19 protein-coding genes are annotated in these 21,527 nt (G+C 60.1%); all 19 read left to right on the forward strand.

What is annotated here, in order from left to right:
- Positions 1-6: 6 nt before the first annotated feature.
- The 19 genes from mutS to trmB all read left to right on the forward strand — a co-directional run bounded on the left by mutS (position 7) and on the right by trmB (position 21,526).
- Positions 7-2,721 (forward strand): DNA mismatch repair protein MutS, encoded by a 2,715-nt coding sequence (gene mutS / locus DA915_RS01480; RefSeq protein ID WP_192886378.1) that lies wholly within the window; start codon positions 7-9, stop codon positions 2,719-2,721.
- A gap of 96 nt (positions 2,722-2,817) precedes the next feature.
- Positions 2,818-5,646, forward strand: a complete 2,829-nt coding sequence (locus DA915_RS01485) for a [protein-PII] uridylyltransferase (RefSeq protein WP_107674969.1) — start codon at positions 2,818-2,820, stop codon at positions 5,644-5,646.
- A 7-nt stretch (positions 5,647-5,653) separates the two neighbouring features.
- Positions 5,654-7,243 carry a murein biosynthesis integral membrane protein MurJ gene (murJ, locus tag DA915_RS01490; RefSeq protein ID WP_031234217.1) on the forward strand — a complete coding sequence of 530 codons (1,590 nt, stop codon included), beginning with the start codon at positions 5,654-5,656 and terminating at the stop codon, positions 7,241-7,243.
- Complete coding sequence (locus DA915_RS01495; RefSeq protein WP_020811927.1) at positions 7,243-7,647, forward strand: VOC family protein; 405 nt, start codon at positions 7,243-7,245, stop codon at positions 7,645-7,647. Before murJ ends, DA915_RS01495 begins: the two co-directional genes overlap by 1 nt.
- Before the next feature lie 103 nt (positions 7,648-7,750).
- On the forward strand, positions 7,751-8,815 hold the full coding sequence (gene trpS, locus DA915_RS01500) for a tryptophan--tRNA ligase (RefSeq protein WP_087743287.1): 1,065 nt from the start codon (positions 7,751-7,753) through the stop codon (positions 8,813-8,815).
- A gap of 114 nt (positions 8,816-8,929) precedes the next feature.
- The gene (locus tag DA915_RS01505) at positions 8,930-9,421 is read left to right on the forward strand and encodes a universal stress protein (protein WP_003503758.1); all 492 of its coding nucleotides are present in this window, start codon (positions 8,930-8,932) and stop codon (positions 9,419-9,421) included.
- Between the two features lie 145 nt (positions 9,422-9,566).
- A complete protein-coding gene (locus DA915_RS01510) occupies positions 9,567-10,130 on the forward strand; it encodes a NifU family protein (protein WP_003503755.1) in 564 nt (187 codons plus the stop codon).
- A 17-nt stretch (positions 10,131-10,147) separates the two neighbouring features.
- Entirely contained in the window at positions 10,148-10,816 is a 669-nt protein-coding gene (gene tsaB / locus DA915_RS01515; RefSeq protein WP_107674970.1) for a tRNA (adenosine(37)-N6)-threonylcarbamoyltransferase complex dimerization subunit type 1 TsaB, read from the forward strand.
- Positions 10,817-10,884: 68 nt separating this feature from the next.
- Complete coding sequence (locus tag DA915_RS01520; protein WP_003503751.1) at positions 10,885-11,379, forward strand: GNAT family N-acetyltransferase; 495 nt, start codon at positions 10,885-10,887, stop codon at positions 11,377-11,379.
- A gap of 64 nt (positions 11,380-11,443) precedes the next feature.
- Positions 11,444-11,872, forward strand: a complete 429-nt coding sequence (locus tag DA915_RS01525) for a Fur family transcriptional regulator (RefSeq protein WP_003503749.1) — start codon at positions 11,444-11,446, stop codon at positions 11,870-11,872.
- A 30-nt stretch (positions 11,873-11,902) separates the two neighbouring features.
- Positions 11,903-12,700, forward strand: a complete 798-nt coding sequence (locus DA915_RS01530) for a 1-acyl-sn-glycerol-3-phosphate acyltransferase (RefSeq protein WP_087743290.1) — start codon at positions 11,903-11,905, stop codon at positions 12,698-12,700.
- 62 nt (positions 12,701-12,762) lie between these two features.
- The gene (miaB, locus tag DA915_RS01535; RefSeq protein WP_192886379.1) at positions 12,763-14,166 is read left to right on the forward strand and encodes a tRNA (N6-isopentenyl adenosine(37)-C2)-methylthiotransferase MiaB; all 1,404 of its coding nucleotides are present in this window, start codon (positions 12,763-12,765) and stop codon (positions 14,164-14,166) included.
- A 40-nt stretch (positions 14,167-14,206) separates the two neighbouring features.
- Entirely contained in the window at positions 14,207-15,262 is a 1,056-nt protein-coding gene (locus tag DA915_RS01540; protein WP_003503744.1) for a PhoH family protein, read from the forward strand.
- A 10-nt stretch (positions 15,263-15,272) separates the two neighbouring features.
- Entirely contained in the window at positions 15,273-15,779 is a 507-nt protein-coding gene (gene ybeY / locus DA915_RS01545; protein WP_003503742.1) for an rRNA maturation RNase YbeY, read from the forward strand.
- A gap of 15 nt (positions 15,780-15,794) precedes the next feature.
- Positions 15,795-16,934 carry a hemolysin family protein gene (locus tag DA915_RS01550; protein ID WP_020011047.1) on the forward strand — a complete coding sequence of 380 codons (1,140 nt, stop codon included), beginning with the start codon at positions 15,795-15,797 and terminating at the stop codon, positions 16,932-16,934.
- Positions 16,935-17,121: 187 nt separating this feature from the next.
- Complete coding sequence (gene lnt, locus DA915_RS01555) at positions 17,122-18,711, forward strand: apolipoprotein N-acyltransferase (RefSeq protein ID WP_107674971.1); 1,590 nt, start codon at positions 17,122-17,124, stop codon at positions 18,709-18,711.
- A gap of 133 nt (positions 18,712-18,844) precedes the next feature.
- The gene (locus tag DA915_RS01560) at positions 18,845-19,264 is read left to right on the forward strand and encodes a helix-turn-helix domain-containing protein (protein WP_003503735.1); all 420 of its coding nucleotides are present in this window, start codon (positions 18,845-18,847) and stop codon (positions 19,262-19,264) included.
- A 190-nt stretch (positions 19,265-19,454) separates the two neighbouring features.
- Positions 19,455-20,717: a methionine adenosyltransferase gene (metK, locus tag DA915_RS01565; protein WP_003503733.1), complete on the forward strand. Its 1,263-nt coding sequence runs from the start codon at positions 19,455-19,457 to the stop codon at positions 20,715-20,717.
- Positions 20,718-20,827: 110 nt separating this feature from the next.
- Positions 20,828-21,526, forward strand: coding sequence for a tRNA (guanosine(46)-N7)-methyltransferase TrmB (trmB, locus tag DA915_RS01570; RefSeq protein WP_003503731.1), 699 nt, complete (start codon positions 20,828-20,830; stop codon positions 21,524-21,526).
- Position 21,527 lies beyond the last annotated feature (1 nt).

Below are 21,527 nucleotides of genomic sequence, written 5' to 3' on the forward strand. Positions count from 1 at the left end.
AGGCCATTGACGGACGTTCTGACAACCGCTTCCCTGATCTCGGAAGAGAGCCGCGCGACGGCCACTCCGATGATGGAGCAATATATCGAGATCAAGGCGAACAATCCCGGTTCGCTGCTGTTCTACCGCATGGGCGATTTTTACGAATTGTTCTTTGACGATGCGGTCGAAGCCTCCCGTTCGCTCGGCATCACGCTGACGAAACGCGGCCAGCACATGGGGCACGATATTCCCATGTGCGGCGTTCCCGTCCATGCGGCGGATGACTACCTGCAGAAGCTCATCCTGCGCGGCTATCGCGTCGCCGTCTGCGAACAGGTGGAAGACCCGGCCGAGGCGAAGAAGCGCGGATCGAAATCCGTGGTCAAACGTGATGTCGTGCGGCTCGTCACCCCCGGCACGCTGACCGAAGAAAAACTGCTGTCGCCGACGGAATCCAACTATCTGATGGCGCTCGCCCGTATTCGCGGCAGTGCCGAGGCGCAGTTTGCGCTCGCCTGGATCGATATTTCCACCGGCGTCTTCCGTCTGGCGGAAACCACGCTGACCCGGCTTCTCGCCGATATCTGGCGCATTGATCCGCGGGAGTTGATTGTCGCCGACAGCCTGTTCCATGACGAGGAATTGCGACCGGTGTTTGATGTGCTCGGTCGTGTGGCCGTGCCGCAGCCGGCGATTCTTTTCGACAGCGCTACTGCGGAAGGGCGCATCGCCCGTTATTTCAACGTCTCGACGCTCGATGGTTTCGGCACGTTTTCGCGGGTGGAAATGGCCGCTGCCGCTGCGGCCGTCGCTTATGTCGAAAAAACCCAGATCGCGGAACGTCCGCCGCTCGGCGCGCCGGAGCGTGAAAGTGCGGCCTCCACCCTTTTCATCGATCCCGCCACCCGCGCCAATCTGGAACTGGTGAAGACGCTGTCGGGCGAAAGGGACGGATCGCTGCTGCATGCGCTTAACCGCACTGTCACGGGCGGCGGCGCACGGCTTCTGGCCGAGAGGCTGATGTCGCCTTTGACTGATCCGGAGAAGATCAATGCCCGCCTCGATGCGGTGGCCTATCTCATCGATGACGTGTCGCTCAGCGATGGCCTGCGCGATGCGCTGAAACAGGTTGCGGATATGCCGCGTGCGCTTTCGCGCCTTGCGCTGGAGCGCGGCGGCCCGCGCGATCTGGGCGCCATCAGGCAGGGGCTGGCTTCGGCCGAAAGGATAGCCGCGATTCTCGATCAGGGATTGTTGCCGGATGAGCTGGCGACGGCGCTCGCGGATTTGAAAGCGCTGCCGAGTGGGCTGGAAGCCATGCTTGGCTCGATGCTGGCCGACGACCTGCCGCTTTTGAAGCGGGACGGCGGTTTCCTGCGCGATGGTGCCAATCCCGAACTCGATGAGGTGCGGGCGCTGCGCGACCAGTCGCGCCGTGTGATTGCCGGGCTGCAGCTGAAATATGCCGATGAGACCGGCATCAAGTCGCTCAAGATCAAGCACAACAATGTGCTTGGCTACTTCATCGAGGTCACGGCCGGCAACGCAGATGTGATGATGGCGACGGATGAGGCCAAGGCGCGTTTTATCCACCGCCAGACCATGGCGGGTGCCATGCGCTTCACCACCACCGAGCTTGCCGATCTCGAAAGCCGCATCGCCAATGCCGCGGCGCAGGCTCTGACCATGGAGCTGGAAGCCTTCGGGCGTATGGTCGAGGCTGTGGTGCAGCAGGCGGAAGCGATCAAGGCCGGTGCTTTCGCGCTCGCGACTATCGACGTCGCCTCAAGCCTTGCTTATCTCGCAACCGAACAGGCCTATTGCCGTCCGATCGTCGATGCCTCCATGACCTTCGCGATCAAGGGCGGGCGTCATCCGGTGGTGGAGCAGGCGCTGCGGCGGCAGTCGGCAGGACCCTTCATCGCCAATAATTGCGATCTGTCGGCCATGAACGGCGGCAAGAATGGTGCGATCTGGCTGCTCACCGGCCCGAACATGGGCGGTAAATCGACCTTCCTGCGCCAGAATGCGCTGATCGCCATCCTCGCGCAGATCGGCTCCTTCGTTCCGGCGGAAGCCGCGCATATCGGCGTCGTCGACCGGCTGTTTTCCCGCGTTGGTGCGTCAGACGATCTGGCGCGCGGCCGCTCGACCTTCATGGTGGAAATGGTGGAGACCGCCGCCATTCTCAATCAGGCGACGGATCGTTCGCTGGTCATTCTGGATGAAATCGGCCGTGGCACGGCGACCTTCGATGGACTTTCGATCGCCTGGGCGGCGGTGGAACATCTGCACGAGGTCAATCGTTGCCGTGGCCTCTTCGCCACCCATTTCCACGAGCTGACGGTGCTGTCGGAAAAGCTCGGCCGCCTTTCCAATGCCACGATGCGGGTGAAGGAGTGGGAAGGTGATGTCATCTTCCTGCACGAAGTCGGGCCGGGCGCTGCGGATCGTTCCTATGGTATTCAGGTGGCGCGGCTTGCGGGCCTGCCTGCATCGGTGGTGGAGCGCGCCCGCGAGGTGCTGACGAAGCTCGAAGATGCCGACCGCAAGAACCCGGCCAGCCAGCTGATCGATGATCTGCCGCTGTTCCAGATCGCGGTTCGCCGCGAGGAGGGTCGCAAGGTCGGGCCATCGAAGGTGGAGGAGGCTCTGAAGGGCTTCAACCCCGACGAAATGACGCCGCGAGAGGCATTGGACGCGCTCTATGCGTTGAAGAAAGAACTTGGCAAGGCGTAAGGGATAGATTGCCTGTCCATCGCCTTTAAAACTCGCTATAGGACACTCCCATCGCAAGCGGTGGGATTATCCCACAGGACATGGATACCGGCATAGATGGCCATCAAGGACCTGGATTTTTCCGACATTCTCGATGTATCGGCGCTGAAGCGCGAATGCGACATCATCTTTAAGGAAGACGGCAAACGCACCGCCGATATCAGGTCCGACCTGCTGCCGATTTTCCGCAAGGCCAGCACGGAAGGCCGGGAAAAGGCTAGAGAACTGCTGAAGGCCGATGGCAGCGGCATTGATTGCGCCCGGCGCATCTCCTGGCTTCAGGACCGGCTGATCGAAATCCTCTATGATCTCGCCTGCCAATATGTCTATCCCAAGGATGCGCCACAGATCGCGGTCGCGGCAGTCGGCGGTTATGGCCGCGGCACGCTGGCGCCGGGATCCGATATCGACCTCCTGTTCCTGCTGCCGGCCAAGAACACGCCTGATATGCACAAGGCGGTGGAGTTCGTACTCTATTTCCTCTGGGATCTCGGCTTCAAGGTCGGCCACGCCACCCGCACGGTGGATGAATGCATCCGCCTCTCCAAATCCGACATGACCATCCGCACCGCCATTCTGGAAGTGCGGGCGATCTGCGGCAAAAAATCCCTGACCGATGATCTCGAAAAGCGTTTCGAGTCGGAAGTCGTCACCGGCACCGGCCCGGAATTCATAGCCGCCAAGCTTGCTGAACGCGACCAGCGCCACCGCAAGGCGGGCGATACGCGTTATCTGGTGGAACCGAACGTCAAGGAAGGCAAGGGCGGGTTGCGCGACCTGCACACGCTGTTCTGGATCGCCAAATATTATTACCACGTCCGTGATACGGCCGATCTGGTCAAGCTCGGCGTCCTGTCACGGCCGGAACTCCGGCTATTCGAAAAGGCCGATGATTTTCTCTGGGCTGTCCGTTGCCAGATGCACTTCATCACCGGCAAGGCGGAAGAGCGCCTTTCTTTCGACATTCAGCGCGAAATTGCCGATGCGCTGGGTTACCAGCCGCGCCCGGGCCTTTCCGCCGTCGAGCGTTTCATGAAGCACTATTTCCTCGTGGCGAAAGATGTGGGCGACCTGACCCGCATTGTCTGCGCAGCACTTGAGGATCGCCAAGCAAAGGACGTGCCGGGCCTTTCCGGCGTTCTCAGCCGCTTCGCCCATCGTGTGCGCAAGATTCCCGGCTCGGTGGAATTTGTCGAGGACCGGGGGCGCATTGCGCTCGCCAAGCCTGATGTCTTCAAGAACGACCCGGTCAATCTGATCCGGCTCTTTCACATCGCCGATATCAATAATCTCGAACTGCACCCGGATGCGTTGCGCGTCGTCACCCGCTCGCTGTCGCTCATCAATGACGCTCTTCGCGAGAACGAGGAGGCGAACCGGCTGTTTCTGTCGATCCTCACCTCGCGGCGCGACCCGGCGCTGACGCTGCGGCGCATGAACGAGGCCGGCGTGCTCGGTAAGTTCATCCCCGAATTCGGCAAGATCGTCGCGATGATGCAGTTCAACATGTATCATCACTATACGGTGGACGAGCATCTGATCCGCTCCGTCGGCGTGTTGTCGGAAGTGGACAAGGGAACGGCTGTCGACGCCCACCCGCTCGCCAACCAGCTGATGCCGAGCGTGGAGGAACGCGAGGCGCTTTATGTGGCCGTGCTGCTGCACGATGTCGCCAAGGGCCGGCAGGAGGATCACTCGATTGCTGGCGCGCGCGTGGCCCGCAAGCTTTGCCAGCGCTTCCGGCTGACCGGCAAGCAGACCGAAATGGTCGTCTGGCTGATCGAGCAGCATCTTCTGATGTCCATGGTCGCCCAGACGCGCGACCTGCATGACCGCAAGACCATCACCGATTTCGCCGACAAGGTGCAGTCCATGGAGCGGCTGAAGATGCTGCTCATCCTGACGGTCTGCGATATTCGCGCTGTTGGTCCAGGGGTCTGGAACGGCTGGAAGGGGCAGCTGCTGCGCTCGCTCTATTATGAGACCGAGTTGCTTCTGTCAGGCGGCTTCTCGGAAGTCTCCCGCAAGGAACGGGCGCAGATTGCCCGGCAGGCGCTTTACGATGCTCTCGATGACTGGGGCCAGAAGGCGCGGCGCAAATACACCAAGCTGCATTACGAGCCCTATCTGCTGACGGTGGCGCTGGAAGACCAGGTGCGACACACCCGCTTCATCCGCGAGGCCGACAAGCAGGAAAAGGCGCTGTCGACCATGGTGCGCACCCATTCCTTCCATGCCATCACGGAAATCACCGTGTTGGCGCCGGACCATCCGCGCCTGCTTTCGATCATCACCGGCGCCTGTGCGGCGGCTGGCGCCAATATCGCGGATGCGCAGATTTTCACCACCTCCGACGGGCGGGCGCTGGATACGATCCTGATCAATCGCGAATTTCCGATCGACGAGGATGAGACCCGGCGCGGCAACAATGTCGGCAAGCTCATCGAGGAGGTTCTCTCCGGCAAGCAGCGTCTTCCGGAAATGATCGCCACGCGGACCAAGAGCCGCAGGAAGAAAAGCGCTTTCACCATTCCGCCCTCGGTCATCATTTCCAACGGGCTGTCGAACAAGTTCACCGTCATCGAGGTCGAGTGCCTCGACCGGCCGGGACTTCTGGCTGATATGACGGCTGTCATTGCCGATCTGTCGCTCGATATTCACTCCGCCCGCATCACCACCTTCGGTGAAAAGGTCATCGACACCTTTTATGTGACCGATCTCTTCGGCCAGAAGGTGACGAACGACAATCGCCAGGCCAGCATTGCGCAGCGCCTGAAGGCCGTGATGAGCGAACAGGAAGACGAATTGCGTGACCGCATGCCGAACGGCATCATCGCCCATCCAGACGTGGCGGCCCTGCCTGCCGCGCGCACGGCAAAGGCTTGAAGCGCCCATGAGTCTGATCGGCAAGTTCGCCACCGTCGGCACCGCCACGCTCGGCAGCCGCATCTTCGGTTTCCTTCGCGAAACCCTGATGGCCGCCGCCGTCGGCACCGGGCCGGTGGCCGATGCCTTCAACGCAGCATTCCGTTTTCCGAACACCTTCAGGCGACTTTTTGCCGAAGGCGCGTTCAATTCGGCCTTCGTGCCGCTTTTCGCCAAGGAAATCGAGGCAAATGGCATGGAGGGCGCAAGGCGCTTTTCCGAGGAGGTCTTCGGTGTTCTCTTCACCGTGCTCCTGGCGCTGACGATCCTGATGGAACTGTCGATGCCGTTCATCGTGCGCACCGTGATTGCACCGGGCTTCCTGGAAGATCCGGTAAAATTCGACAACACCGTCCGGCTCGCGACCATCATGTTCCCCTATCTCGCCTGCATGTCTCTGGCGGCGATGATGGGCGGTATGCTGAACTCGCTGCACCGCTATTTTGCGGCCGCGATCGCGCCTGTGTTCCTCAACATCATCCTCATCGGCGTTCTCGCTCTGGCGTGGTGGAAGAATTACGATCCTCTGCAGGTGGGTTACGCCCTGTCCTGGGGTGTTATGGTGGCAGGGGTGGTGCAACTTGCCATCGTCTGGATCGCCGTGCGCAATGCCGGCATGCGCATAGGCTTCCGCAGGCCGCGGATGACCAAAAATGTGCAGCGGCTTCTGGTTCTTGCCCTGCCCGCCGCGATCACCGGCGGCATTACCCAGATCAATCTGCTGATCAACACCAATATCGCTTCTGCTGGTGAAGGGGTGATCTCCTCGCTTGCCTATGCGGACCGGATTTACCAGCTGCCGCTCGGCGTCGTCGGCATTGCGGTGGCCACCGTGCTCTTGCCGGAACTGGCGCGGGCTTTGCGCGGCGGCCATATGGTCGAGGCGGGAAGCCTGCAGAACCGCTCGGTGGAATTCGTGCTGTTTCTGACCTTGCCCGCCGCCGCGGCCCTTCTCGTCATGGCGGAGCCCATCGTGCGTTTTCTTTACGAGCGCGGCAATTTCTCGCCCTCGGCCACCATCACCGTTGCGCAAATTCTCGGCATTTACGGTCTGGGCCTGCCGGCTTTCGTTCTGATCAAGGCCTTTATTCCCGGTTTCTTCGCTCGTGAGGATACCCGCACGCCGATGATCTTCGCGGCGATTTCCGTTGTCGTGAATGTCTCGCTGGCGCTGACGCTCTTCCCGCGCCTTGGCGGTCCCGGCATCGCCATTGCCGAAATCACTGCCGGCTGGGTCAATGCCGCTCTGCTGTTCGGCATGTTGTTGTGGCGCGGTCACTGGCATGTGGATATTCCACTGCTGACCCGCATTCCGCGTTTGCTGCTGGCCGCGGCCCTGATGGCCGGTTTCGTGCACTATGCGCTGACCTGGCTGACATTCGAGCTGTCTTCCGCCTCGTCCATTTTCATCCGGGCCGGCACCATCATGGCTCTCGTCTTCGCGGCCATGCTGGTTTATTTCGTGCTGGCTTTCGTTTCGGGTGGGGCCGATATCGGCATGGTGAAGAGAGCCATTCGCAAGCGCGGCAAAAAGAACGTCGAGACGGAGGCGGGCTGATGTCCTTTGCTGAAAACCGCCGCATCGCGCTCGTCACGCTTGTCGTGGATGACTACGACCGGGCGAAGGCGTTTTATTGCGACGTTCTCGGGTTCGAATGCCTTTCCGATCAGCCGCTTGGCGACGGCAAACGGTGGCTGGTGGTGAAGCCGCAAGGGACCGAGGGCGGCGCCCTGCTGCTTGCCGAGGCGGATGGCGAGCAGCAAAGGCTTGCCATTGGCAACCAGACGGGCGGGCGTGTCGGGTTTTTCCTGCATACCGACAATTTCCAGCGCGATTACGAGACCATGCTTGCCCGTGGTGTGGGCTTTCTGGAGGAGCCGCGCCATGAGGTTTACGGCTCCGTTGCGGTCTTTGTTGACCCTTACGGAAATCGTTGGGATCTTCTGGAACCGCGCGGCTGACAAGCCCTGAAACCGCTTGATTGCGGGGGGCTGCGGGTGCATAAGCGCGCGTGCAATTCCAACCATGGGGCGGGGCCCTCCACAAGCCTTTTCGAGGACGACAATGAACGCATTCAAGCCGCTGGTTTTCTCGGGCGTCCAGCCGACCGGCAATCTGCATCTCGGCAATTATCTCGGCGCGATCCGCAAATTCGTGGCGCTGCAGGAAGATAACGACTGCATCTATTGCGTCGTCGACATGCATGCCATCACCGCCCAGCTCGTTCACGCCGACCTGAAGGCGCAGACCCGCTCGATTGCGGCCGCCTTCATCGCAGCCGGTATCGACCCCGTGAAGCACATCGTCTTCAACCAGTCGGCCGTGCCGCAACATGCGGAACTGGCATGGGTGTTCAACTGCGTGGCGCGCATCGGCTGGATGGAGCGTATGACGCAGTTCAAGGACAAGTCCGGCAAGAATGCCGAGCAGGTCTCGCTCGGTCTGCTCGCCTATCCGAGCCTGATGGCCGCCGACATTCTCGTCTATCGCGCCACCCATGTTCCGGTCGGCGACGACCAGAAGCAGCATCTGGAACTCGCACGCGACATCGCCCAGAAATTCAACATCGATTTCAGCGATCATATCCGCAAGGCGGGGCTTGGGCTCGATATCACGGTCGGCGATGAGCCGGTGCACGCCTATTTCCCGATGGTGGAACCGCTGATCGGCGGTCCGGCACCGCGTGTGATGTCGTTGAAGGACGGCACCAAGAAGATGTCGAAGTCCGATCCCTCCGATCTGTCGCGCATTAACCTCATGGATGATGTCGATGCGATTTCGAAGAAGATCAGGAAGGCAAAGACCGATCCGGACGCGCTGCCGAGCGAAGTGGAAGGCCTGAAAGGCCGTGCCGAAGCCGAAAACCTCGTCGGCATCTATGCCGCCCTGTCCGACAGAACCAAGGCCGATGTGCTCTCGGAATTCGGCGGACAGCAGTTCTCGGCCTTCAAGCCGGCCCTCGTCGAGCTTGCCGTCAATGTCCTGGCACCGGTCAATAATGAGATGCGCCGTCTTCTCGATGACCCGACCCATATCGACGCCATCCTCAGCCAAGGCGGCGAGCGGGCGCGTGCCATCGCCGAAAAGACGATGAACGAGGTGCGCGATATCATCGGCTTCCTGCGCTGACAGGTCGCTGCTGCGCGGATGCGGTGGGCGGTTTGCGCCTGCCGTGATTTGATATAATCTCCGCCCGAACCGTCGGGCGGCTTCTCGGATCACGGCGGACCTAGGGAGTGCGGAATGGTTTCAAAACGGCTGTCGCGTCTGGAAGGGCATCGTCGCAAGTTTCTCGCTGTTATCGATGACACACCGGAATGCGAAAGGGCCGTGCACTATGCCGGTCGTCGCGCCAAGAATTCCAATGGCGGGCTTGTGCTGCTCTACATGATCCCCGAAGGCGACTTCCAGCAATGGCTTGGTGTCGAGCAGATCATGCGGGCGGAAGCGCGGGAGGAGGCGGAAGCCACACTCGCCAAGATCGCCCAGAAGGTTCGTGAGACCATCGGCATCGAGCCCGAAGCTGTCATTCGTGAAGGCAGCGCCACCGAGCAGATCCACGGGCTGATCGAGGAAGACCGCGATATCGCGATTCTCGTTCTGGCGGCGGGATCGACTAAAGAAGGGCCGGGACCGCTCGTTTCCTCCATTGCCGGGCGAGGGGCAGCCTTCCCGATCCCCGTCACCGTGCTGCCGGATACGTTATCGGACGAGGAAATCGACGCACTCTGCTGACCCCGGGGCTCAGGCAAGATTTAGGGGCTGACGATTTCTTGAATGTAATTATCATGTCAGGGCTTGAAGTGAAGCTTCGCCGGGCGTATTTTTTGGAAGAATTCTAAATTACGGGGCGTGAACGGCGACCTCGAAGGAGAAGACGATGTTCATTCAGACGGAAGCCACGCCGAACCCCACCACGCTGAAGTTCCTGCCGGGCAAGGTGGTGCTGGAAAGCGGGACGGTGGAGTTTCTCAATCCTTCGCAGGCGCAGGCTTCGCCCCTGGCGGAGCGCCTCTTCACCATTCCGGGGGTTACCGGCGTTTATTTCGGTTTCGATTTCATCACCGTCACCAAGGACGGCGCGGAATGGCAGCACCTGAAGCCGGCCATTCTGGGCGCGATCATGGAGCACTTCATGTCTGGCCGCCCGATCATGGGTACGGCTATTGCGGCCGAAGTGTCGGATGAAGAAGGCGAGTTCTTCGAAGAGGGTGACGAAACCATCGTCGCGACCATCAAGGAACTGCTGGATACCCGCGTTCGCCCCGCCGTGGCGCAGGATGGCGGCGACATCACCTTCCGTGGTTTCCGCGACGGGACGGTGTTCCTGAACATGAAGGGTGCCTGCTCGGGCTGCCCGTCCTCCACCGCCACGCTGAAGCATGGCGTTCAGAACCTGCTTCGCCATTTCGTGCCGGAAGTGCGCGAAGTCGAAGCGGTATAATGCTGTAAAGCCAGGTCATGATTGTTCTCGCACTCGACACCTCAGGTGTGGATTGTTCCGCCTGCATCTATGACAGCACCTCAGACAGGGTGCTCGGAGAGGTCTGCGAAACGATCGGCAAGGGCCATGCCGAAAGGCTGATGGCCGTGATCGACGGGGCTCTGGAGCAGGCGCAACTGTCGCTCCAGAATGTCGAACGCATTGCCGTGACGATCGGGCCGGGGTCTTTCACCGGTATCCGTGTCGGTGTTGCTGCTGCGCGTGGTTTTGCCCTGTCGCTCGGCATTGAAGCAATGGGCGTGACCACGCTCGAGACGCTTGCCCTGCATCACCTGCTGGAAAACCCCGACCGGCCCGTGGCTGTCGGGCTGGATGCCAAGCGCGGCGAAACCTATCTCCAGACATTTTCGGCTGACGGATCGCCGCTTCGCGATGCCGGCCTCCTGTCGCTTGAAGACGCCAGGATGGTCATCGAAGGTTTCGATGGCGCCGTCATCGGTTCCGCTGCACCCCTTTTCGCGGGTGCGGAGATCGGTTCCGGGCCGGATCATTTCCCGATTGCCTCGGTGGCGCGTGCGGCCGCGCGCAAGCCGGCGGGCCAGCCGAAACCCGCGCCGCTTTATCTGCGCGGGCCGGACGCCCGGCCACAGACTGGTTTTGCGCTGGCACGTCAGGGCGTTGCCTGATAGGGCAAGCCTTGATGCATGCCGTTGATTCCCGTGATGCCCGATTTTTGTGATGCCTGATTTTTGTGATGTTTGACGATTATCTGACCTGGAAACCCTATTTCGAGATCGTGCCGATGCAGCATGAGGATTGCGCCGCGGTGTCGGATTTGCATGCCTTGCGCTTCCCGCGCCCGTGGAACGACGGGGAGTTCTCCGGACTATTGACGCAAGGGTCGGTTTTCGGCGCCGTCGCACGCCAGACCAACGCATTTTTCAGCAAGCCGCTTGGCGGTTTCGTGCTGGCGCGGGAAGTGGCGGGCGAGGCGGAAATCCTCACCGTTGCCGTGGCCGACAAGTTCGCACGCGCGGGTCTCGGCTGGCGTCTGATGCAGTCGGCGATCCGCGAGGCGATGATGCGTGGCGCTGAAACCATGTTTCTCGAGGTGGACAATAAGAATGTTTCCGCTCTCGGGCTCTACAGGAAGCTCGGCTTCAAAACCGTCGCGGAACGCAAGGCCTATTACACCGCCAAGGATGGAACGAAGTCGACGGCGCTTGTCATGCGTCGCGATCTTCGCTAGTTCCCTGCGACAGGCATTTTTTCGGCGAAAGCCGCAAACCGGAATTCTCAAAAGGCCAGAAGACGTGACAGACCTTTCGAAAACGCTGGAGGAGCTTTGTGCCGAGCGCGGCATGCGGATGACCGACCAACGCCGCGTCATCGCCCGTGTCCTTCAGGAATCTGCGGACCACCCCGATGTCGAGGAGCTTTACCGTCGTTCCTCCGCCGTGGATCCGCGCATCTCGATTTCCACCGTTTATAGAACGGTGAAGCTGTTCGAGGATGCCGGCATCATCGAGCGTCACGATTTTCGCGATGGCCGCTCGCGTTATGAGACCGTGCCCGAAGAGCATCACGATCATCTGATCGACCTGAAGAACGGCGTGGTCATCGAATTTCATTCGGCCGAGATCGAGGCCCTGCAGGAAAAGATCGCCCGCGAACACGGCTTCAAGCTCGTGGATCACCGGCTGGAACTTTACGGCGTGCCATTGAAGCCCGGCGAACACTGAGACGCCGGTGAGCAAGCGGGCGTTCCCATCATGATGTGGCTGCGGACAGCCTATATTGCGATCGTTCTCCTGATCGTCACGCTCGTCTTGCTGCCGCTGCAATTGCTGGGCCTTGCCTTCGACTGGCGGCTTCGCCGCCGCATTCCGCGCCTCTGGCACCGCATCGCCTGCCATGTTCTGGGCATCCGCGTTCACGTCCACGGGGATGTGGAGCGCGCGAAACCGTTGATGCTGGCGGTCAATCACGCCTCGTGGAAAGACATCCTCGTTTTGGGCAGCATTGCCGACGTGGTATTCATCGCCAAGACGGAGGTGCGTGACTGGCCGGTTTTCGGCTGGCTTGCCCGGCTGCAGAAAAGCATCTTCGTGCAGCGCGAGCAGAAGCGCAGCACCGGCGCGCAGGTGAGCGAGATCGCCAGCCGCATGGCCGATGGCGAGATTGTCGTCCTGTTCCCCGAAGGGACCACCTCGGATGGCAACCGCATGCTCGCCGTCAAATCCTCGTTGTTCGGCGCGGCTTCCACTGCGGCTGAACAGGTTCCGGGCAAGCTGGTGTATGTGCAGCCGGTCGCTATCGCCTATACGCGGGTGCATGGCATGGCCATGGGTCGTTACCACCGCGTCATTGCCGCCTGGCCGGGCAGCATCACGCTCGTGCCGCATCTGCTCGGCATCATCAGGGCCGGTGCCATTGATGTCGACGTGACATTCGGTGACAGCGTTGCGTTTCACAGCGCTGACAACCGCAAGCGACTGGCGACCGATGTTGCCGCCGCTATCCGCTCCATGCTGGCCTTCAGCCTGCGCGGCGGCTGGCGGAATTCGTGAGATCGTAGCTTTTCCGGCATTTTTCTGTTTAATCTGGCCGGGAAAAACACTAGATAGCCGCCATGACCCAGGAAACGCTTGGCCTTGACGCCACACCCATGATCGCCCGCGAGGGCTCGAACAACCGTAAGGTTTTCATCAAGACCTATGGCTGTCAGATGAATGTCTACGATTCCGTCCGCATGAGCGATGCGCTTGCGAAGGATGGTTACGTTCAGACGGAGGATATGGGCGAGGCGGATCTGGTTCTACTGAACACCTGTCATATCCGCGAAAAGGCGGCTGAAAAGGTCTATTCGGCGCTCGGCCGACTGCGTGACATGAAAAAATCCCGCGAAGAGCAGGGCCGCGAATTCATGATCGGCGTTGCCGGTTGTGTGGCACAGGCGGAAGGCGAGGAAATCCTGCGCCGTGCGCCTGCCGTCGATGTCGTCATCGGCCCGCAGACCTATCACCGCCTGCCGGATGCGCTGAAGCGCGTACGCGGCGGCGAGCGCGTCATCGAAACCGAATACGCCGTCGAAGACAAGTTCGAGCATCTTCCGGTCGCCGAAAAGGCGACGCTGCGCACGCGCGGTGTCACGGCGTTTCTGACGGTGCAGGAAGGCTGCGACAAGTTCTGCACCTTCTGTGTCGTGCCCTATACGCGCGGTTCGGAAGTCTCGCGCCCCGTGCGCCAGATCGTCGATGAAGCGATGAAGCTCGTCGATGCCGGCGTGCGCGAAATCACTCTGCTCGGCCAGAACGTGAATGCCTGGCAGGGCGAAGGCCCGAAGGGCGAGAAATGGGGCCTTGCCGAATTGCTGTATCGGCTGGCGGAAATTCCCGGGCTTGCGCGGCTTCGCTATACCACCAGCCATCCGCGCGACATGGATGACCGCCTGATCGGCGCGCATCGCGATCTGCGTATCCTCATGCCCTATCTACACCTGCCGGTGCAGTCCGGTTCAGACCGCATTCTGAAAGCGATGAACCGCCGCCATACGGGTGAGGAATATATCCAGCTTATCGAAAAAATCCGCGCCGCCCGCCCTGATATTGCCATGTCGGGGGACTTTATTGTCGGTTTCCCCGGTGAGACGGATCGCGATTTCGAAGATACGATGGCGATGGTCGAGACGGTAAAATACGCGCAGGCCTTTTCGTTCAAATATTCCACCCGTCCCGGCACGCCGGGTGCCGATCTCACGGATCAGGTTGCGGAAGACGTGAAGGCTGAGCGGCTGGAGAGATTGCAGGCGCTGTTGCTGCGGCAGCAGAAGGAATTTGCGGAATCGCTGGTCGGAAAAACCATGGATGTGCTGCTGGAAAAGCCCGGCCGCATGCATGAGCAGTTGATAGGTCGCTCTCCTTGGCTGCAATCCGTGAATCTTGATGCAAAGACGTTGAAAATCGGTGACATTGTTAATGTACGAATCACCGCAACGGGTCCAAACAGCTTGTTTGCCGAGGTGGCAGGGAGTTAGAGTGGGGAGCCGACACTGATTGGGACAGGAGCCTGACCGCTTGAACGCACACGAATTGGTATCAAATTCATCGCGCCAGCCACGCCAAGCCGCGACCGACGCCAATCACTTCGTCCTCACGTTCGAGAATAACAGGATAGCGGGAGAGCTATTCGGTCAGTTCGATCAGAACCTGAAGCTCCTGGAGCAGCGCCTCAATATCGACGCCCGCCCGCGCGGCAATTCCGTTGCCATCACCGGCGATATGGTTGCTACCAACCAGGCCCGCCGGGCGCTGGATTTCCTTTACGAGCGCCTGCTCAAGGGCGGCACCGCCGAGGTTTCCGACGTGGAAGGCGCGATCCGCATGGCCATGGCCGCAGACGACCAGCTGACCTTGCCGACCATGGAGCGCAAGGCGAAGATTTCCATGGCGCAGATTTCCACCCGCAAGAAGACTATTGCTGCCCGCACCCCGACGCAGGATGTCTATATGCGGGCACTGGAACAGTCCGAGCTGGTTTTCGGCGTCGGTCCCGCCGGCACCGGCAAGACCTATCTGGCAGTGGCGCATGCGGCGCAGCTGCTGGAGCGCGGCGCGGTCGACCGCATCATCCTCTCACGCCCCGCCGTTGAGGCAGGCGAGCGTCTGGGCTTCCTGCCCGGCGACATGAAGGAAAAGGTCGATCCGTATCTGCGCCCGCTTTATGACGCGCTTTATGACATGATGCCGGGTGACAAGGTGGAGCGCGCCATTCAGGCGGGCGTCATCGAAATCGCGCCGCTGGCCTTCATGCGCGGACGCACGCTCGCCAACGCCGCCGTAATTCTGGACGAAGCCCAAAACACCACGACGATGCAGATGAAGATGTTCCTGACCCGTCTTGGCGAAAACGGCCGCATGATCGTGACCGGTGACCCGAGCCAGGTGGATTTGCCGCGCGGCGTAAAATCCGGTCTTGTCGAGGCCCTGCAAATCCTCACCGATGTCGAAGGCGTGTCCGTCGTCCGCTTCAAGGATGTCGACGTCGTGCGTCATCCGATGGTGGCGCGCATCGTCCGGGCTTACGAATCCCACACGGCCGTGCCGGACGAAAGCCTCGTGAAGGGCGACTGACGCAAAAACAATGACAGCTCTGGATATTCAAATCAGCGTCGAGGCCGAAGGCTGGTCCTCGGAAGAGGACCTGCTTGCCTTTGCAACCAAAGTGCTGGATGCGGCGGTTGAGTTTTTGAAGCGGGAAGAGGAGCAACCCTTCCCGAAAATGCCCGTGGAACTTTCGCTGGTCTTCACCGACGATGAAAATATCCGGGAAATCAACGCCGAGTGGCGCGACAAGGACAAGGCGACCAATGTCTTGTCTTTCCCCGCTTTTCCGCTGGAACCGGGCGGTATGCCGGGCCCGATGCTGGGCGATATCGTCATCGCGCGCGAGACGGTTGAACGCGAGGCTCTTGAACTTGAGAAGAGTTTCGAGGATCATCTGACCCATCTTCTCGTCCACGGGTTCCTCCATTTGTTCGGTTATGACCACATGGACGAGGAAGAAGCGGAAGAAATGGAGTCGCTTGAGACTCGCATTTTGGCGGTGCTTGGCCTATCTGATCCCTACGCGGGTCAGGAACCGCTTTAAATATTGTCTGGAGCCATGAACGAACATTCTGCACGACCTGCCAATGAGGGCAGAGAAAACGGCGAGCAGTCCTCTTCGGAGGAGGGCAGTAGTCACTTACGTCACGACTACAATGCCAAGCCGAAATCGACCATCTGGTCACGCATCGCACGGTTGCTGAAACCATCCCAGGGCGAACGCCTGCGCGAGGATCTGACCGATGCACTGATGGACGACACCGAAATCGGTGCGGCCTTTTCGCCTGAAGAACGGGCGATGCTGAACAATATCCTCCGTTTCCGTGAGATCAGGGTCGAAGATATCATGATCCCGCGGGTCGATATCGATGGTCTCGACCAGAACATGACGATCGGCGACGCGCTGATCCTCTTCGAGGAAACCGGACGTTCCCGGATGCCGGTCTACGATGAGACGCTGGATAACCCGAAGGGTATGATCCACATTCGCGATCTGCTGGCCTATGTCGCCAAGCAGGCCCGCAACAAGCGCCGCGCCGGATCGCGAAGCGTCGCTTATGGCGAGGTGAAGGCGCCGCGCTCACCGCGGCCCAATTTCGATCTGGCTCGGGTGGATCTTGAGCAGACGGTCGCCGATGCCGGGCTGGTGCGCAAAATTCTATTCGCACCGCCCTCGATGCTCGCTTCCGATCTCTTGAAGACGATGCAGGCGCAGAGAACACAGCTTGCACTTGTTATCGACGAATATGGCGGCACGGACGGCCTCGTCAGCCACGAGGATATCGTTGAGATGGTCGTAGGCGATATCGATGACGAGCACGACAAGGACGAGGCGATGTTCTCGCGCCTTTCCGCCGATGTGCTTGTTGCCGATGCTCGTGCGGAACTCACCGAACTTGCCGAGGTGATCGGGCCGGAATTCGACGTGCGCGAACATCTCGAAGAAATCGACACGCTTGGCGGCCTCATCTTCTTTGCACTCGGCCGCATTCCGGCCAAGGGCGAGGTGGTTCGGGCAGTGCCCGGTTTCGAGTTCCAGATTCTCGATGCGGATAGCCGGCGCATCAAGGGCGTTCGTATCGCCCGGGATCATGGCTCCGAAGGTGAGGATGACCGCGCTCCGGGCGAAGCCAACGGGGTCATTGCGCTGCCCGCGCCGGATGTTCGCCTCATCACGCACCAGCAGAACGCCGATTAGGAAAGGTGACGGGATGCCCCGTCACCTCCGCCACGCAGCAATTTGACAGGTCGGAGCGGCCAAAAGGCCGCACGGCGCTCTGGCTGCCATCCCTCCTGTGGACTGCGAATCTTTTTTCCTTTACGTCGAGTCTGAGGGGAAATTCCGTGGCTGCGGGCTTTTCCACACGCGCATAAACGGAGATGGCATGGAGCGTCTTGCAGGCAGGGTAATGCTGGCCGGCGGCATGAGCCGCGCAGTGATGGCGATTGCTGCAGGTGCGGTCGGGGCGCTTGCCTTGCCTCCATTCGGCTTTTTTGCGGCGCTATTTCTGTCTTTTACCCTGCTCGTCTGGCTCGTGGACGGCTGCACGGGAAAGCCCGGCGGCGGCCTCTTTAGCCGAATCCTGCCCGCTTTTGGCATCGGCTGGTGTTTCGGACTTGGCTATTTCGTGGCCGGCCTGTGGTGGTTGGGCAATGCGCTTCTGCTGGAAGCGGATGAATTCGCCTGGGCGCTGCCACTTGCCATCCTCGGTCTGCCGGCGTTTCTGGCGCTGTTTTACGGTTTTGCGGTTGCCGCCGCCAATCTCCTCTGGTCGGATGGCCTTGGCCGCATCGCGGCGCTTGCCGCCGCTTTCGGTTTTACGGAGTGGCTGCGCAGTTTTCTGGCGACCGGCTTTCCCTGGAACGCCATCGGTTACGGCATCATGCCCATCCCGATCATGATGCAGTCAGCGCATCTGCTCGGTCTTTTCAGTATCACGACGCTGGCGGTTTTCATCTTCGCTGCACCGGCGCTGATCGGTACGAAAAAAGGCATGGGACCGGGGCTGGCGCTGGCGGGTCTGCTGCTGGCCGCCCACTTCGGTTATGGCTTTTATCGCTTGCAGACGCCGGCGGAGATCCCGGCGGACGCCCTGACGGTGAGGATCGTTCAGCCTTCCATCGATCAGTCCCGCAAGATGTTGAACGACGACCGCGCCGAGATTTTCAGCGAGCATCTGCGGCTGACGGCCCTGCCGCCGGGCGCAGGGAAAAAACGCCCTGATATCATCGTCTGGCCGGAAACCTCCGTCCCGTTCATCCTGACGCAAAACCCGGATGCTCTGGCGGAAATCGCCAGAACGCTGGAGGATGGACAGGTGCTGTTCACCGGCGCTGTCAGAATGGAAGATCAGGGGGCCGGCCGGCCGCCGCGTTATTATAATTCGGTCTATGCGATCGACAGCCAGGGCGAGATCATCGGTGCGACCGACAAGGTGCATCTGACCCCCTTCGGCGAATATGTCCCCTTTGAAGGCATCCTGCGGGAATTCGGTATCGACAATGTCATTGCCCTGCCGGGAGGTTTTTCCGCGGCCTCTTCGCGTACGCCGCTCACGCTGCCTTCGGGCAAGACCTTCTATCCATTGATCTGTTACGAGATCATTTTCCCGGGCGAGATGACGCCCGGGCTGGCCGGCTCGGCCGCCATCCTGAACGTGACGAATGATGGCTGGTTCGGTGATACGCCCGGCCCCTATCAGCATTTTCTGCAGGCGAGAGTACGGGCCGTTGAGACGGGCGTGCCGGTGATTCGCGGCGCCAATACCGGAATTTCTGCCATCATCGATCCCTATGGCCGCATTATTGCAGGGCTGGACTACGGTCGGGTCGGAATTGTTGACGCCACTTTGAGTGGTGGGTCAAACGACGCATTTACCTACGACACACATCGGACGTATTTCTGGTTGATTTTTTCCATCTTGATAATCGTCGCGGTATTGCCTGCGTGGAGTTTTGCGCGGCGCCAGAATTGACCGCGAACCCCCACAATTGCATAGTGAATACGTCAGTCGTAAAACAAGTTTAGCCGTTGTCGAAATACCGGCTCATTTCTTCGAATAGTACTGAAGCGAGATATCAACCCTTTCCGAGTGTCAGGACCGCATGATGACCGAGAATAAGAAAAAGCCTAACCCCATCGACATTCATGTCGGAAGCCGAATTCGCCTTCGCAGAACCATGCTCGGAATGAGCCAGGAGAAGCTGGGTGAAAGTCTTGGAATTACCTTTCAGCAAATCCAGAAATATGAAAAAGGCACCAACCGCGTCGGCGCCAGCCGCCTGCAGAATATTTCCGGGATCCTCAATGTACCGGTTTCCTTTTTTTTCGAAGATGCGCCCGGCGATCAGGTCGGCGGTACGACCGGCATGGCGGAAGCGTCGAGCTCCAACTACGTGGTCGACTTTCTGTCCTCGGCTGAAGGTTTGCAGCTGAACCGCGCATTCGTGAAGATCGCCGACCCCAAGGTTCGCCGTCGCCTCGTTGATCTCGTCAAGGCGCTCGCCGCCGAGGGCGATGCCGAGTAGAGCCTGGCCGCACAGCGCAGAAAATTTCCGGCACGGGATGCCGGGCACTCAACGGTCCGCAAGGACCGTTTTTTTGTGCCGGATTGGAAAGGAATTCTCACATAAAGATATATTTATGTGGTTGTGTCCTTGTTTTTCGCGGCTGAAATGACTAACAAACTCCAAGACCGTTCTTTGAGGGGAATCCCGCATGCGTGCCAATTACCTGTTCACCAGCGAGTCCGTGGCCGAGGGTCATCCGGACAAGGTTTGTGATCGTATTTCTGATGAAATCGTGGATCTTATTTATCGTGAAGCGTCCAAGACGGGTGTTGACCCGTGGACCGTGCGCATCGCATGTGAAACGCTTGCGACGACCAACCGCGTTATTATCGCCGGTGAGGTTCGGGTTCCCGATACGCTTCTGAAAAAGGACAAGGACGGCAAGATCATCAAGGACGCCGCCGGCCATCCGGTCATCAACCCTTCGAAGTTCAAGTCCGCCGCCCGCAAGGCGATCCGTGACATCGGCTACGAGCAGGATGGTTTCCACTGGAAGACCGCCAAGATCGACGTTCTCCTGCACCCGCAGTCGGCGGATATCGCACAGGGCGTGGACAATGCTTCCGACAAGCAGGGCGACGAGGGTGCCGGCGACCAGGGCATCATGTTCGGTTACGCCTGCAAGGAAACGCCGGATCTGATGCCGGCGCCGATCTATTATTCTCACCGTATCCTCCAGCTGCTCGCCACCGCCCGCAAGAGCGGCGAAGGTGAAGCGGCGAAACTTGGCCCCGACGCCAAGAGCCAGGTGACGGTTCGCTACGTCGACGGCAAGGCTTCGGAAGCCGTATCCATCGTTCTGTCCACGCAGCATCTCGATGCAAGCTGGGATTCGAAGAAGGTTCGCGCCGTTGTCGAGCCCTATATCCGCGAAGCTCTGGGCGACCTGAAGATCGCCGACGATTGCCAGTGGTATATCAATCCGACTGGTAAGTTCGTCATCGGCGGTCCCGATGGTGATGCGGGCCTCACCGGCCGCAAGATCATCGTCGACACCTATGGCGGCGCTGCCCCCCATGGCGGTGGCGCATTCTCCGGCAAGGACACGACCAAGGTTGACCGTTCCGCCGCCTATGCCGCCCGCTATCTTGCCAAGAACGTCGTGGCTGCCGGCCTTGCCGAGCGTTGCACAATCCAGATTTCCTACGCGATCGGCATCGCCCAGCCCCTGTCGATCTATGTCGATCTGCATGGCACCGGCAAGGTCAGTGAAGATCAGGTCGAGAACGCGATCCGTAAGGTCATGGACCTTTCGCCGTCGGGTATCCGCCGTCATCTCGATCTCAACAAGCCGATCTACGCCAAGACGTCCTCATACGGCCATTTCGGCCGCAAGGCCGGCCGTGACGGCTCTTTCTCCTGGGAGAAGCTCGATCTGGTGAAGCCGCTTAAGGAAGCTTTGAGCGCCTAACACTTGTTATTTGACGGCGATTGAGAGATACCGTCACCAACTTTTGTAACCCGCACAATGCCTCATGTGGCGCTGTGCGGGTTAAATCTATTTGTTCTTGAGAGTATGAGATGACGGAAGAACGGCGTTCGCGCGCAACGGAAGCGTTTTTTGGCAGACGCAAGGGCAAGCCCCTGCGCAATCAGCAAGTCGATACGATCGAGAACCTGCTGCCTTTGCTGAAAATCGATCTGGAAAGCGCTCCGCCGCAAAATCTCGCCGCTCTTTTTCCGGCGGATGTGCGATCGATCCGTCTGGAGATCGGTTTCGGCGGCGGCGAACATCTCGCCCACCGCGCGGTTGAGAACCCAGAGACGGGTTTCATCGGGGTCGAGCCCTTCGTTAACTCCATGGCCAAACTGCTCGCCACCGTGCGCGAACGCGAGCTGATGAATATCCGGCTCTATGACGATGACGCGACGCAGCTGCTCGACTGGCTGCCGGAAGGGTCGATCGATCACATCGATCTGCTTTATCCCGATCCGTGGCCAAAGAAGAAGCATTGGAAGCGCCGTTTTGTCTCGGACGTCAATCTCGCCCGTTTCCATCGCGTGTTGAAACCCGGCGGCAAATTCTGCTTTGCGTCGGATATCGATACATACGTCAACTGGACGCTGCAGCATTGCGCCCGGCATGGCGGTTTTGAATGGACGGCGACGAGCGCTGACGACTGGCGTACGCCCTATGCCAACTGGCCGGGCACGCGCTACGAAAACAAGGCGAAAAGAGAAGGCCGCAGCTCGGCCTATCTCACCTTCATCCGTCGTTGAG

Source organism: Agrobacterium sp. LAD9, assembly GCF_003031125.1.
GTDB lineage: Bacteria > Pseudomonadota > Alphaproteobacteria > Rhizobiales > Rhizobiaceae > Agrobacterium > Agrobacterium radiobacter.